Source organism: Cellulosimicrobium sp. SJTW-1, from assembly GCF_047716875.1.
Lineage (GTDB): Bacteria > Actinomycetota > Actinomycetes > Actinomycetales > Cellulomonadaceae > Cellulosimicrobium > Cellulosimicrobium funkei.
The window spans coordinates 3,773,837-3,785,796 of sequence record NZ_CP136680.1; the positions used below are offsets into that span (position 1 = coordinate 3,773,837).

Genomic DNA, 11,960 nt, shown 5'->3' on the forward strand with positions numbered 1-11,960 from the left:
TCCTGGCGTCTCTGGACGTCAGCTCCGGTCGGTGAAGACCGGGGCGTAGGCGTCCGGGTCCGCGACCCAGGACTTCCGGCGGAAGCGCTGGAGCGACAGACCGAGCAGCGTCAGCAGCCCGGCCATGACGAGCAGACCCAGGTCACCGCCCGCGCCCGTCGTGGCGAGGGCGGTCGGGCCCGACGCCGTGACGGCACCGGACGCGGCGGTCACCGCACCGGTCGCGGCACCGGCCGAGGTGCCCGTCCCCGTGCTCACCGGGTTGAGCACCCGGGTCACCGAACCGCCGGTCGTCCCCGGGTCCGCCGGGCCGGTCGGGCCCGTGGGGCCCGTGGGGTCGGTGGGGTCGGTGGGGTCGGTGGGGTCCGTCGGGTCGGTCGGGTCCGTGGGGTCCGTCGGGTCGGTCGGGTCCGTGGGGTCCGTCGGGTCGGTCGGGTCCGTCGGCACGACGGCGGACGTCGGGCACCCCGCCGAGGCGTCGCCCAGGAGGCCCACACCCACGCCGCAGACCGTCACGGGCACGGTCACCGGCAGGTCGACGTCCAGGTCGGGCAGCGCCCCGAGGACGCCGTCCTCACCGAGCACGCCGTCCAGCACGCCGCCGTCGCCCAGCAGCCCGTCCTCGCCCAGCACGCCGTCGAGCAGACCGTCACCCGACGAGCCGCCGAGCAGGTCGTCCACGAGGCCGTCCTCGCCGAGCACGCCGTCCAGCAGGCCGTCGCCCTCACCGAGCAGACCGCCCCCGAGGAGGCCGTCGCCCAGCAGGTCGTCGACGAGGCCGTCCTCGCCGAGGACGCCGTCGAGCAGGCCCGAGCCGTCGGTGCCGGTCGAGCCGGTCCCGTCGCCCGAACCCTCGCCGGCCGTCCCGCCGCCGACCGTGGCGTCACCGCCCACACCGACGGCGACACCCGACACGTCCACCGGGACGGTCACCGGCACGTCGAGGTCCACGCCGGACGCCTCCTCGCCGGTCGAGCCGTCGGCGCCACCACCGGCCGCGGGAGCCGACGGCTGCGCCGGAGCCGGCGTCACCTCCGCGTCACCCAGGACACCGGCAGCGACTCCCGACACGTTCACCGGGACGGTCACCGGCACGTCGACGTCCACCCCGGCCGCCTCCTCGCCGGTCGAGCCCTCGGCGCCACCACCGGCCGCCGGAGCCGACGGCTGCGCCGCCGGAGCCGGGGTCACCGCGGCGTCACCCAGGACGCCCGCAGCGACGCCCGACACGTCCACCGGGACCGTCACCGGGACGTCGAGGTCGACGTCCGCCGGGTCCGCCCCCGTAGCAGGAGCAGGCTCCGGCGCAGGAGCAGGCTCCGGCGCGGGCGCCGGCTCGGCCGGTGCCTGGGTCACCGCGGCGTCACCGAGGACGCCGGCCGCGACCCCGGACACGTCCACCGGGATCGTCACCGGCACGTCGACGTCCACGTCCGCGGGAGCCGCCGGGGCGGGCGCGGGTGCAGGTGCGGGAGCCGGTGCCGGTGCCGGCGCGGACGTGACGGCGGCGTCGCCCAGGGCGCCCACCGCGACGTCGGACACGGTCACGGGGACGTGCACGGGCACGTCGACCGCGACGTCGGGCAGGACCTCGGTCACCTGGCTCAGCGGAGCCTCGACCGACACGTCCAGTCCGAGATCGCCGAGGAGGTCGCCCTCCGCTGCGTGGGCCGCTCCGGCCCCGACGACCACGAGGCCGCCTGTGACGAGCGCTGTGCGCAGCGCGCGCCGGACGAAGGTGTGCATGATCGTTTCTCTTTCCTGCTCAGAAGTGGCTGGCGCACGACGGCGCCGGGTCGCGTCTGCCGCGCTCGGGGCGCGACGCGAGCCACGTCAGGCAGGAGAGACGGGAACCTCGAAGAAGGTCGAGGGGTGCTTCGACCGCGCGTCGTCCACGACGGCGGTCCAGGAGGAGAGCGCGGGGGCGTCGGCACCGCTGCCGACCGCCGCGAGCTCGCCGCCCGCCCCGGCGCGCTGCGCGCTGCCGGAGGGCGAGGGAGTGGTGCCGGGGCCGCCGTCGGAGGGGACGCCCCCGGGGCCGGCCGGCCCGTCGGAGGGCAGCGCCGCGCCCGGCGGCGCGCCGGTCGGTGCGACGTCGACCGCCGCCGTCCGGGCGCGCGCGTCCCGCGCTGCGGCGACATCCTCGGGGCCGCCGCGGCCCGTCGTGGTGGCGCTGGGCTCGGCGGCCGCCGGTGCGGCGGGCGGGAGCGAGGGGACGGCGGTCGCCGACGGCACGGCCACGGCGCCGCCCGGGTCGACCGCGCCCGGCGTCGACGGGACGCCGACCGGCGGGTCGTCCGCGCCGGGGGTGCCCGTGCCGGGGGTCCCGGGAAGCAGCGGCGTCAGCGGGTCCAGCGGAGCGAGCGGGCCCGTGATCGGGCCGAGCACCGGGTCGGTCACGGGGGCCAGGACGTCGAGGACCGGCGTCAGCGCCTCCAGGACCGGGGTCACCGGGTCGAGCGCGGGCGAGACCGTCTCGAGCACGGGGTCCACCACGGGGGCGACCGCCTCGACGACGGGCGTCGCGGCCGGCACGACGGCGTCGAGCACCGGCGTGGTCACGGGCGCGACGGCGTCGGTCACCGGCTGCACGACGGGCGCCACCGGCTCCACGACCTGCTCGACCACGGGGGCGACCGGCTGGACGACCTGCTCGACCACCGGGGCGACGGGCCGCGCGACCTCCTCGACCACCGGGGCGGCGGGGGTGACGACCTTCTCCACGACCGGGGCGACGGGCTGGACCACGGGTGCGACGACGTCGCGCACGACGGGCTTGACCACGTCCTGGACGACCGGGTCGACGACGGTCTGCACCGTGGACGTCACGGGCGAGAGGGCCTTGCCGAGTCCGAGCGGGTCGTCCGCGGCGGACGCGCCGCCCGCGGTCGCGACGGCGAACGCGAGGCCGGCACCGAGACCGCCACCGGCGACGAGCGCGCGCACGAGCCAGCGACGGGCGGCCGGTGCGCGCCTGCCCTGCGCGTCGTGAGTCGCGTCCATCGTGTGCCCCGTGGGTCGTCGGTGCAGCGAAGGGGCGGGCCGTGGGGCCCGTCCGAGGTCACGGTAGGCACGGGAGTGTGACGCTCACCACTCGACGCGCCGGATTTCACCCGACGGTTGCCCCGAACACCAGGCCGAGCGCGTACGTGGCCGCGGCCGCGCCGAACCCGATGGCGATCTGGCGCAGGGCCCGCGTGAGCGGGGACGTCCCCGAGAGGAGGCCGACGGTCGCGCCGGTCGCGAGCAGCGCGATCCCGACGAGGAGCGCCGCGACCCCGACCGCGAGGAAGCCCGTCATCCCGAGGAGGTACGGCACGACCGGGATGAGCGCACCCGACGCGAAGAAGAGGAACGACGAGACCGCCGCCCCCATCGCGGTCCCGTGCGTCTCGTGCTCGTCGATGCCGGGCGGCGGCGCGATCACGGTCTGCTGCGTGTACGTCGCGAGGACGTCGGCCGCGTGCTCCTCGGCCTCGGCGGGCGCCATGCCGCGCGCCCGGTAGACGAGCGCGAGCTCGTTCGCGTCCACGTCGAGGTCGGGCAGCGCCGCCGACGCCTGCGGGCTCGGCGTCGACGCGTCGAGGAGCTCGCGCTGCGAGCGCACGGACACGTACTCCCCCGCGCCCATCGAGAGGGCCCCCGCGAGCAGGCCCGCGAGGCCCGAGAGCAGCACCGTGCTGTTCGACGCACCCGAGGCGCCGATGCCGAGGATCAGCGCGAGGTTCGACACGAGGCCGTCGTTCGCGCCGAACACCGCCGCGCGGAACGTCCCGGACATGCGGTTGCGCCCGCGCGTCGCGAGGCCGCGCACGACCTCCTCGTGGATCCGCTCGTCGGCGGCCATCCGGGGCGTCGCGTCGGCGTCGGTCGCGTACGTCGAGCGCGCCTCGGCCCGCTGGGCGAGCGCGAGCACGAACACGCCGCCGAAGCGCCGCGCGAGCCACCCGAGCGTGCGGGTGCGCCAGTCGCCGCGCAGCGGCCGTCCCGTGTCCTCGCCGAGCAGGTCGAGCCAGTGCTGCTCGTGACGGCGCTCCGCCTCCGCGAGCGCCAGCAGGATGTCCCGCTCCTCGCCCGTCCGGCGGCTCGCGAGGTCCCGGTACACCGCGGCCTCGGCGCGCTCGTCGGCCAGGAAGCGGCGCCACCGCCGCACCTCCTGCGGGGAGGGCCGGTGCCCGACGACGGTCGGCGGCACCGCCGTCGGCGGCACCTCGGGTGCGCCCGGGCGCGCGGGGTCGGCGGGCACGCCGGAGGGCGGCTCAGGTGTGGTGGGCATGCCTCCATGATGGCGATTTTCGGGCTCGCGGTGTTGCGCGTCGCCGAACGGGACGTGCGGGGCGCCCCCGACCGGGGTTGCGGACGACCCCAACCTCGACCCCGCGCCGGAGCGCCGTCCGGCTCCGCACGCCGGACCGGGCGCCCGCCGCCGTGGTTGGATCGGAGCATGACCACTGGAGAGAACGGACTGTCCCGTCCCGAGGTCGACGCCCCGGAGGATCCCGCGCCCACCGAGCTCGTCGTCGAGGACATCACCGTGGGCGACGGCCCCGAGGCCACGCCCGGCGCGACCGTGAACGTGCACTACCTCGGCGTCGAGTACGAGACGGGCGAGGAGTTCGACGCGTCGTGGAACCGCGGCGAGTCGATCAACTTCCCGCTGCGCAGCCTCATCGCGGGCTGGCAGCAGGGCATCCCGGGCATGAAGGTCGGCGGGCGCCGCAAGCTCGTCGTGCCGCCGGAGCTCGCGTACGGCCCGGCGGGCGGCGGGCACCGGCTGTCCGGCAAGACGCTGATCTTCGTCATCGACCTGCTCGGCGTGTCCTGACCGACGCGTCCAAGAGCGAGCGGAGGGCCCCGGCCGTCGGCCGGGGCCCTCGTGCGTCCCGGCCGTCCCGGGGCGGGTCTGGCGGGCCCTAGCTCCCGGCGCCGGGGCACGGGACGAGGGCGGGGTCCGTCTCCTCGGGCGCGCCGCCCGGCACCGCGAGCGCCGCGACGGCTGCCGGGACGGGGACCGGTCCCGTCGCCGGGGCGAGGGCCCGCTCGCGCCGCGCCGCGCGGAGCCGGACGACGGTGTCGACGAGGACGCCCAGCAGGATGCCCCCGACGACGCCCACCACGACGGCGAGCAGCGGGCTGTCGCCGACCCACGCGGCGGCGAGCGTCCCGATGACCACGGAGTACGTCGCCCACGTCGCGGAGGCGACGGCGGACAGCGCCATGAACCGCCGCCGCGAGAACCCGACCGCGCCGGCGGTCACGTTGACGGCCGTGCGCCCGACGGGGACGAACCGCGCCCCGAGCACGACGGACGCGCCACGCCGGTCGAGGGACCGCGTGGCCCACTCGACCGCGCGCCGCCCACGCGCGCCCCGCAGGGCGGGCAGGGCACGGGTGCCGAGCGCGCGCCCCAGGGCGTAGGCGAGCTGGTCGCCGCACCAGGCGCCGAGCGCGGCGACCACGAGCACGATCCCCCACGCGACCCCGCCGCCCGACTGGGCCGCGACGGCGAGCATTACGATCACCGTCTCGCCCGGGATCGGCGGGAAGAACCCGTCGCCGGCGGTCGTCGCGAAGAGCACGGGGAGCGCCCACGCCGAGTCCACGAGCGCGAGCAGCCACGACTCGACCTGTCCCCACAGCTCCACGACCCACGCGACCATGCGTCCCAGCCTCGACGGCGCCGCCCCGCCGCACCATGGGGTATCCCCCCGGTTCTCCCCTGAGGCGACCCCGAGCGCGCCTCCCGGAGGGGCGTCGTCGGACACGTGCACCACGACCCTCCCGGGCGGGGGACAATGGCGCCGACGCATTCGCCTCCCCGCGCCGCAGCCGGCGGGCGGGATCGTCCGTGATCGAGGAGCGCTGTGATCACTGTCAGCACCGACGGCTCGTGCCTGAGCAACCCGGGCGGAGCCATCGGGTGGGCGTGGATCAACCACGACGGCACGTTCGACTCCGGCGGCGCCGTGAGCGGGACCAACCAGGTCGCCGAGCTCACGGCGCTGCTCCAGGCGGTGCGCGCCCACCCGGGCGCGGAGCCGCTGCTCATCGAGTCCGACTCGCAGTACGCGATCAAGTGCGCGTCCGAGTGGGTGGTCGCCTGGAAGCGCAAGGGGTGGCGGACGGCGGGCGGCCAGCCCGTGAAGAACCTCGAGCTCGTCCAGGCGATCGACCGGGTCATCGCCGAGCGCGCGGGGCCCGTCCGCTTCCGCTGGGTGCGCGGCCACGTGGGCGACCCGTTCAACGAGCGCGCGGACCAGCTCGCGGGCCTCGCCGCCCAGGACTGGGCCGCGGGCCGCGGGGACCTCGACGGCACGCTCGTGCCCGAGCTCGGCGACCCGACCCGGTCACCGGGCCGCGTGCCGGCACCGGCCGCGGCCGACCGTGGGGCACCCGCGCCCCGTCAGGCCGCGCCCGAGCCGGCGTGGGACATGGACACCCTCTTCGACTGACCCGTCCCGCCGAGCACGACCCTGCTCCGGGTCGAGCACGACCCTGCTGTCGCGAACGGGCCGATGCCGCCAGCAACGTCGTGCTCGACGGCCGGGCGGTGAGGAGCGGCGAGGGCGGCGGGGGTCGGGGCGTCGGCGGCGGGTGCGACCATGGACGGGTGACCGTCCTGCCGAGCACGGGCCGTGCGCCCGCCGAGCGCACGGTCGGCGACCTCGCGCAGCCCGGGCCGACGGCGCAGGCTGGCCCGGCGACGCAGGCTGGCCCTCACGCGCCGGCTGGGCTTCCGGCGCGACCCGGTGCGAGCGCGCAGTCCGGCGCGCCGCTCGCGCGTCGCTTCCGGTCGGGGCGGCCGCTCGACCTGCACCTCACGCTCGACCGGCTCGCGCGGGGCCCCTACGACCCGACGTTCCGCCGCACGCCGTCCGGCGACGTGTGGCGCACGACCCGCGCGGAGAGCGGGCCCGCCGCCTACCGGCTGGTGCAGACCGGGCCGTGCGACGTCGTCGGGCACGCGTGGGGGCCGGGCGCCGCGGAGGTGCTCGACGGCCTGCCCCGCCTGCTCGGCGAGGACGACGACGACACGGGCTTCGCCCCGCCCGCGGTGCTGCGCGACGCCCACCGCCGCAGCCCCGGCCTGCGGATCCCGCGCACGGGGCGCGTGCTGGAGGCGCTCGTGCCGGCGATCCTCGAGCAGCGCGTGCAGTCCGTCGCGGCGTGGCGCTCGTGGAGCTGGCTCCTGCGTCGGCACGGCGAGCGCGCCCCGGGGCCCGCGGGCGACGCCGGGATGCTCGTCGTGCCCGACGCGGCCACCTGGGCGCGCGTCCCCACCTGGGACTGGCACCGCGCGAACGTCGACCCGGGCCGCGCGAGGACGGTCGTCGCGGCGGCGCGCGTCGCCCGGCGCCTCGAGGAGTGCGACCGCCTGCGCGACGTCCAGGGCGCGCCGGCCGCGCACGCGCGGCTGCAGGCCGTGCCCGGCGTGGGCGTGTGGACGGCGGCCGAGGTCGCGCAGCGGGCGCTGGGCGACCCGGACGCCGTGTCCGTGGGCGACTACCACCTGGCCAAGGCGGTCGGGTGGGCGCTCGTGGGCGAGCGCGTCGACGACGAGCGCATGCTCGAGCTGCTCGCGCCGTACGCGCCGCACCGCTACCGCGTGGTGCGGCTCCTCGAGGTCTCCGGCCGGGCGCAGGCCCCGCGGCGCGGCCCGCGCCTGTCGATCCAGGACCACCGCCGCAACTGACCGGCCCCCGCCCCCCGCCGGGTGCAGGAAAGAGCCGCCGGAACGAGGCGTTCCGGCGGCTCTCTCAGGCACTCACGGTTACTCGGGGAGCGCGCACGACCCGTCGACGCACACCGCGGCGTCGTCGGCGCCCACGAGCGTGAGGCCCGGCGCGGGCTCACGGTGCGGGGCGGCGGCGTCCGCGGCACTCACGGTCATGAGCGTCGTGCGGCGCGGGTTCGCGATCGAGTGGTAGAGGTTCGTGGTCGTGTCCGTCATCTGAGGCCTCCTCGTGGGATTCACGGGCGCCGGTGCACGTGTGGGCCGGCGTCGGTGCGGGCTGCGTCCAGTCTGGGTGATACCGAGTCGCAGTTCCACCGCACCGGGTGTGAGATGCGTCGCTTCCACGCCGCACCCCGATGTCGTCCGGGACGCCGCGGCTCAGGCCGCGTCACGCTCCGCGACGGCCTGCTGCAGCACCTGGACGAACACCGCCGGGTCCTGCGCACCCGAGACGCCGTACCGCCCGTCGACCACGAAGAACGGCACGCCGTTGATCCCGTAGGCGTGCGCCTGGTCGATGTCGGCCTGGACGTCGTCGGCCCAGCGCCCGTCCTCGAGCGCCGCGACGACCTCCGCGCGGTCGAGCCCGACCTCCGCCGCGAGGTCCGCGAGCTCCTCGACGCGGCCGACGTGACGGCCCTCCTCGAAGTACGCCTTGAGCAGCCGCTCCTTCATATCGACCTGCTTGCCGTGCGCCTTCGCGTGGTGCAGCAGCTCGTGGGCCGTGAGCGTCTTGGTGTGCTGGAGCGCGTCGAAGTCGTAGCGCAGCCCCTCGGCCGCGGCGAGCTGCGTCATCTGCCCGAGCATCTGCTCGACCTGGGCGCGCGGCATCCCCTTGTGCCCGGCGAGGAAGTCCACCTCGGTGCCGTCGAAGTCGACGGGCGTGTCGGGCGCGAGCTCGAACGAGTGGTACTCGATGTCGACCTGCGGTCCGTCACCCGACTCCGCGAGGCGGCCGAGCGCCGTCTCGAGGCGTCGCTTGCCGACGTAGCACCAGGGGCACGCGACGTCGGACCAGATGTCGATCTTCACCGTGGGGGCGGCGGCGTCCGTCGGCGCCGGGCTGTTCGTGGTCATGTGACGCTTCAACCATCTGGGCGGCCGCGCGATTCCCGCGGCGGGCGATCAGTCCGTGCCGTGCGTCGCGCGGTACAGGTCCTGGAGCACCATGATCTCGGCCCCGTGGTGCACGAGCTCGCGGTTCATGTGCGCGACGAGGTGGGCGAACGGTGCCTGCGCGTCGATCTCCGTCGCCTGGCCGAGCCCGACCGTGAACGCTCCGTCCTCGGGCAGGCCGTCGACGCCCGCGCGCCACCGCTCGACCTCGTGCCGCAGCCCGTCGACGGCGGGCCCGACCTCCCCCGAGAAGGTCACCGCGTCCCGGCGCCGCTCGTGCGGCCCGAACGTCCACTCCCAGCGCTCGAAGAACGCCTCGGTGAGGTGCGCGACGAGCCACGCCACCGTGCGCGGCTGCGGCGAGTCCGGACCCTCCGGCCACTCCATCACCCACTCGCCCGCACCGAGCGTGCGCGGCGTGCGCTCCGACCCCCGCCGCACGACCCGCAGCGCGTCCGGACCGGGCTCCCACTCGAGCTCCGCCTGCGTCAGCGTCGCGAGCCGGTCGCTCAGCTCAAGCCACGAGAAGCCGAGCTGCCCCCGCACGACGGCGAGCGCCGTCGGCACCGTGAGGATGGACCAGTCGAACTCCGGGCTGCCGTACGCGGTCTGCCCGTCCGCCGTCTCGTGCACCATCGCGGTTCCTCCCCCGGACCGGCACGTCGGCGTCCCGCCGCGGCGCGGTCGCCGACGTCCTCGTCCGCGCGGTCTTTCCGACCACGCGTCCGGCCACCCTGCCGGGCCTCGCGGGGCGTGTCAACGCGGGCCGCACCCGACGGCCGCACCCTGGCCCACCCCGGCCGGCCGCACCCCGGCGCACCCCGGCACGCAGCACCCACGGACCGCACCGCCGCGGCGCTGCGCGAGAATGGGGAGGCCCGCCCGTCCCCCAGGCCCGGAGTCCTCGTGCGCGTCCGCCCCCGTACCGTCCTGCTCGTCGCGACCGGGTTCGCCGTCGTCCTGCTCGGCGCTCTCGTCGTCTTCCTCGCCGTCAACGGCCTCGACGGCATCCCCGGCTGACCCCGGCCTCGCCCGTCGACCGAGGTCCCGGCACCACCCGGCAGGGCCGTCGCCGCGCGCCGTCCGCGCGCCGGGGTGATCCTGCTGAGGAACCCCGCGCAGGAAGGCCGCCCCGTGACCCCGACCGCCCCCTCCCCCGACCCGCAGCTCGTCCTCGTCCGCCACGGCGAGACGGAGTGGAGCGCGAGCGGGCGCCACACGGGCCGCTTGGACGTCCCGCTCACCGTCGCCGGCGAGCAGCAGGCGGTCGCGGCCGGCGTGTGGCTCCAGGGGTGGGCCGACCGCCGGGGGCGACGGCCCGCCGTCGTGCTCACGAGCCCCCGGGAGCGGGCGCGCCGGACCGCCGACCTCGCGGGCTTCCCCGCCGCCACGACCGACGACGACCTCGCCGAGTGGGACTACGGGCCCGTCGAGGGGCGCACGTCGGTCGCGGTCGGCGAGCAGCTCGGGCGCGAGTGGCTGCTCTTCCGCGACGGCGTGAACGTCCTCGCGGCGCCGGACGGGCACCACGGCGAGGAGCTCGATCAGGTGGCGGCGCGGGCCGCCCGGGTGCTCGGGCGCGTCGAGCCGACGCTCCAGGACGGCGACGACGTGGTGCTGTTCGCGCACGGCCACCTGCTCCGCGTCCTCGCGACGGTCTGGCTGGGGCTCGACCCGACCCTGGGTGCGCGGTTCGAGCTCGGTACCGCGGCGATCTGCCTCCTCGGCTACGGGCACGGGCTGCGCACGGTCGAGGGCTGGAACCTGGCCGCGCAGGGGTAGCGCGGGTGGCACGATGCTGCCCATGGGACTGAGCGAGAAGCACCTCACCGAGGGCGAGCACGTCGTCATGGAGCTCAAGGAGCACGCCAAGGCGCTGTTCTGGCCGTTCGTGCTGCTGCTCGTGCTGGTCGCCGCCGTCGTGGTCACGGTCCTGCTCGTCCCGAACGACGTCGTCCGGTGGGTCGTGGCGGGTCTCGCGCTGGTCGCGGCGGTGGTCTGGGTGTTCGTGCCGTGGCTGCGCTGGCGCACCACGGAGTACACAGTGACGAACAAGCGCATCGCCATGCGCTCGGGGATCATCACGCGCACCGGCCGCGACATCCCGCTCTACCGGATCAACGACGTCAACTACGAGAAGGGTCCGATCGACCGGATCTTCGGCTGCGGCACCCTCGTCATCTCGGACGCGACCGACAAGCCCGGCCTGAACCTCCACGACGTGCCGGACGTCGAGAACGTCCAGGTGCGCCTGCACGACCTGCTCTTCACCGCCGACGACGGCTCCGACGACGGCGAGTGGCCGCCGAACGAGCCGCCCCGCGGCCGTCGCGGCCCGCGCATCCCCCGCGCGGAGCGCTGACGCTCAGTCCTCGATCCGGCGTCCGGCCGCGATCTCGGCGCGGGCGCGCAGCTCGTCCGTGAGCGTGACGTCGCCCTCGAGGTGGGCGGCGAGGAGGCGGCGCGCGAGCCCGGCCGCGCGCTCGGGGTCCGCGCCGCGACCGTTCCAGGCGCCGAACCAGTCGGCGAGCGTCACCCCGTGCTCGGGCCGGTAGCAGACCGTCACCGCGTCGCCCGCGCGCAGCTCGCCGTGCTGCACGACGCGCAGGTACGCGCCGGTGCGGTTCGCGACCGTGAAGCGCTTGACCCACCGGTCCTCGCCGAGGCGGCGCGCGAACGTCGAGCAGGGCGTGCGCGGCTGGGTGACCTCGAGGAGCGCGGTGCCCACGGCCCACCGCTCGCCGACGACGGCCTCCGTGACCGGGATGCCCTCCACGCGCAGGTTCTCGCCGAACAGGCCCGGCGGGACGTCGCGACCGAGCTCGCCGGCCCACCAGTCCGCGTCGTCCTGCCCGTACGCGTACACCGCCTGCTCCTCGCCGCCGTGGTTCGCGCGGTCGGCCTGCAGGTCCGCGTAGAGCCCGAGCCGGCGCACCTTCACCGGTCCCGTGACGGGACGCTTGTCGATCGCCGTGACGCCGACGGGCCCCGCGTCCGGCAGGAGGGCGTGCACGCGGCACACCGCGAGGATCTCGCCCGTGGGGGCGCTGGAGGCGAGGTCCGTGACGGGTGCGGTCCCGGTGGTCACGGCGGCTGCGGTGGACATCCC

The 11,960-nt window shown here is 76.5% G+C and carries 13 protein-coding genes; 5 read left to right on the forward strand and 8 right to left on the reverse strand.

Going from position 1 to position 11,960, the window contains the following annotated elements:
- Positions 1-18: 18 nt before the first annotated feature.
- From RSE42_RS16995 to RSE42_RS17005, 3 genes are all read right to left on the reverse strand, one after another.
- Positions 19-1,746, reverse strand: a complete 1,728-nt coding sequence (locus RSE42_RS16995; protein ID WP_415297273.1) for a hypothetical protein — start codon at positions 1,744-1,746, stop codon at positions 19-21.
- Between the two features lie 87 nt (positions 1,747-1,833).
- Positions 1,834-3,003 (reverse strand): hypothetical protein, encoded by a 1,170-nt coding sequence (locus RSE42_RS17000; RefSeq protein WP_415297274.1) that lies wholly within the window; start codon positions 3,001-3,003, stop codon positions 1,834-1,836.
- Between the two features lie 106 nt (positions 3,004-3,109).
- Entirely contained in the window at positions 3,110-4,276 is a 1,167-nt protein-coding gene (locus RSE42_RS17005) for a VIT1/CCC1 transporter family protein (protein WP_415297276.1), read from the reverse strand.
- Between the two features lie 168 nt (positions 4,277-4,444).
- Here RSE42_RS17005 and RSE42_RS17010 point away from each other — a divergent pair, with 168 nt between their 5' ends.
- Positions 4,445-4,825, forward strand: coding sequence for an FKBP-type peptidyl-prolyl cis-trans isomerase (locus RSE42_RS17010; protein WP_415297278.1), 381 nt, complete (start codon positions 4,445-4,447; stop codon positions 4,823-4,825).
- 88 nt (positions 4,826-4,913) lie between these two features.
- Here RSE42_RS17010 and RSE42_RS17015 read toward each other — a convergent pair whose 3' ends face one another.
- On the reverse strand, positions 4,914-5,660 hold the full coding sequence (locus tag RSE42_RS17015; protein ID WP_144722106.1) for a DedA family protein: 747 nt from the start codon (positions 5,658-5,660) through the stop codon (positions 4,914-4,916).
- Positions 5,661-5,864: 204 nt separating this feature from the next.
- Between RSE42_RS17015 and RSE42_RS17020 the strand changes: the two genes are divergently transcribed.
- A complete protein-coding gene (locus RSE42_RS17020) occupies positions 5,865-6,452 on the forward strand; it encodes a ribonuclease H family protein (protein ID WP_076404413.1) in 588 nt (195 codons plus the stop codon).
- Between the two features lie 158 nt (positions 6,453-6,610).
- Complete coding sequence (locus RSE42_RS17025) at positions 6,611-7,693, forward strand: DNA-3-methyladenine glycosylase family protein (protein WP_415297281.1); 1,083 nt, start codon at positions 6,611-6,613, stop codon at positions 7,691-7,693.
- Positions 7,694-7,771: 78 nt separating this feature from the next.
- On the opposite strand, the gene RSE42_RS17030 is transcribed toward RSE42_RS17025, so the two are convergent.
- The 3 genes from RSE42_RS17030 to RSE42_RS17040 form a co-directional block, all read right to left on the reverse strand.
- Positions 7,772-7,951, reverse strand: coding sequence for a hypothetical protein (locus tag RSE42_RS17030; RefSeq protein WP_021483013.1), 180 nt, complete (start codon positions 7,949-7,951; stop codon positions 7,772-7,774).
- A gap of 162 nt (positions 7,952-8,113) precedes the next feature.
- Positions 8,114-8,812: a DsbA family oxidoreductase gene (locus RSE42_RS17035; protein ID WP_415297282.1), complete on the reverse strand. Its 699-nt coding sequence runs from the start codon at positions 8,810-8,812 to the stop codon at positions 8,114-8,116.
- Positions 8,813-8,860: 48 nt separating this feature from the next.
- On the reverse strand, positions 8,861-9,487 hold the full coding sequence (locus tag RSE42_RS17040; RefSeq protein ID WP_021483015.1) for a DinB family protein: 627 nt from the start codon (positions 9,485-9,487) through the stop codon (positions 8,861-8,863).
- 498 nt (positions 9,488-9,985) lie between these two features.
- On the opposite strand from RSE42_RS17040, the gene RSE42_RS17045 reads away from it, so the two are divergent.
- Both RSE42_RS17045 and RSE42_RS17050 read left to right on the forward strand, forming a co-directional pair.
- Positions 9,986-10,633: a histidine phosphatase family protein gene (locus RSE42_RS17045; protein ID WP_415297284.1), complete on the forward strand. Its 648-nt coding sequence runs from the start codon at positions 9,986-9,988 to the stop codon at positions 10,631-10,633.
- Positions 10,634-10,655: 22 nt separating this feature from the next.
- Positions 10,656-11,213, forward strand: a complete 558-nt coding sequence (locus tag RSE42_RS17050; protein WP_043659328.1) for a PH domain-containing protein — start codon at positions 10,656-10,658, stop codon at positions 11,211-11,213.
- 3 nt (positions 11,214-11,216) lie between these two features.
- On the opposite strand, the gene RSE42_RS17055 is transcribed toward RSE42_RS17050, so the two are convergent.
- Positions 11,217-11,957, reverse strand: a complete 741-nt coding sequence (locus RSE42_RS17055; RefSeq protein WP_081600313.1) for an MOSC domain-containing protein — start codon at positions 11,955-11,957, stop codon at positions 11,217-11,219.
- Positions 11,958-11,960 lie beyond the last annotated feature (3 nt).

Coding starts and splice junctions, on each gene's coding strand:
- RSE42_RS16995 (WP_415297273.1), bottom strand. CDS start 1,746: ATGCACACCTTCGTCCGGCGCGCGCTGCGCACAGCGCTCGTCACAGGC.
- RSE42_RS17000 (WP_415297274.1), bottom strand. CDS start 3,003: ATGGACGCGACTCACGACGCGCAGGGCAGGCGCGCACCGGCCGCCCGT.
- RSE42_RS17005 (WP_415297276.1), bottom strand. CDS start 4,276: ATGCCCACCACACCTGAGCCGCCCTCCGGCGTGCCCGCCGACCCCGCG.
- RSE42_RS17010 (WP_415297278.1), top strand. CDS start 4,445: ATGACCACTGGAGAGAACGGACTGTCCCGTCCCGAGGTCGACGCCCCG.
- RSE42_RS17015 (WP_144722106.1), bottom strand. CDS start 5,660: ATGGTCGCGTGGGTCGTGGAGCTGTGGGGACAGGTCGAGTCGTGGCTG.
- RSE42_RS17030 (WP_021483013.1), bottom strand. CDS start 7,951: ATGACGGACACGACCACGAACCTCTACCACTCGATCGCGAACCCGCGC.
- RSE42_RS17035 (WP_415297282.1), bottom strand. CDS start 8,812: ATGACCACGAACAGCCCGGCGCCGACGGACGCCGCCGCCCCCACGGTG.
- RSE42_RS17040 (WP_021483015.1), bottom strand. CDS start 9,487: ATGGTGCACGAGACGGCGGACGGGCAGACCGCGTACGGCAGCCCGGAG.
- RSE42_RS17050 (WP_043659328.1), top strand. CDS start 10,656: ATGGGACTGAGCGAGAAGCACCTCACCGAGGGCGAGCACGTCGTCATG.
- RSE42_RS17055 (WP_081600313.1), bottom strand. CDS start 11,957: ATGTCCACCGCAGCCGCCGTGACCACCGGGACCGCACCCGTCACGGAC.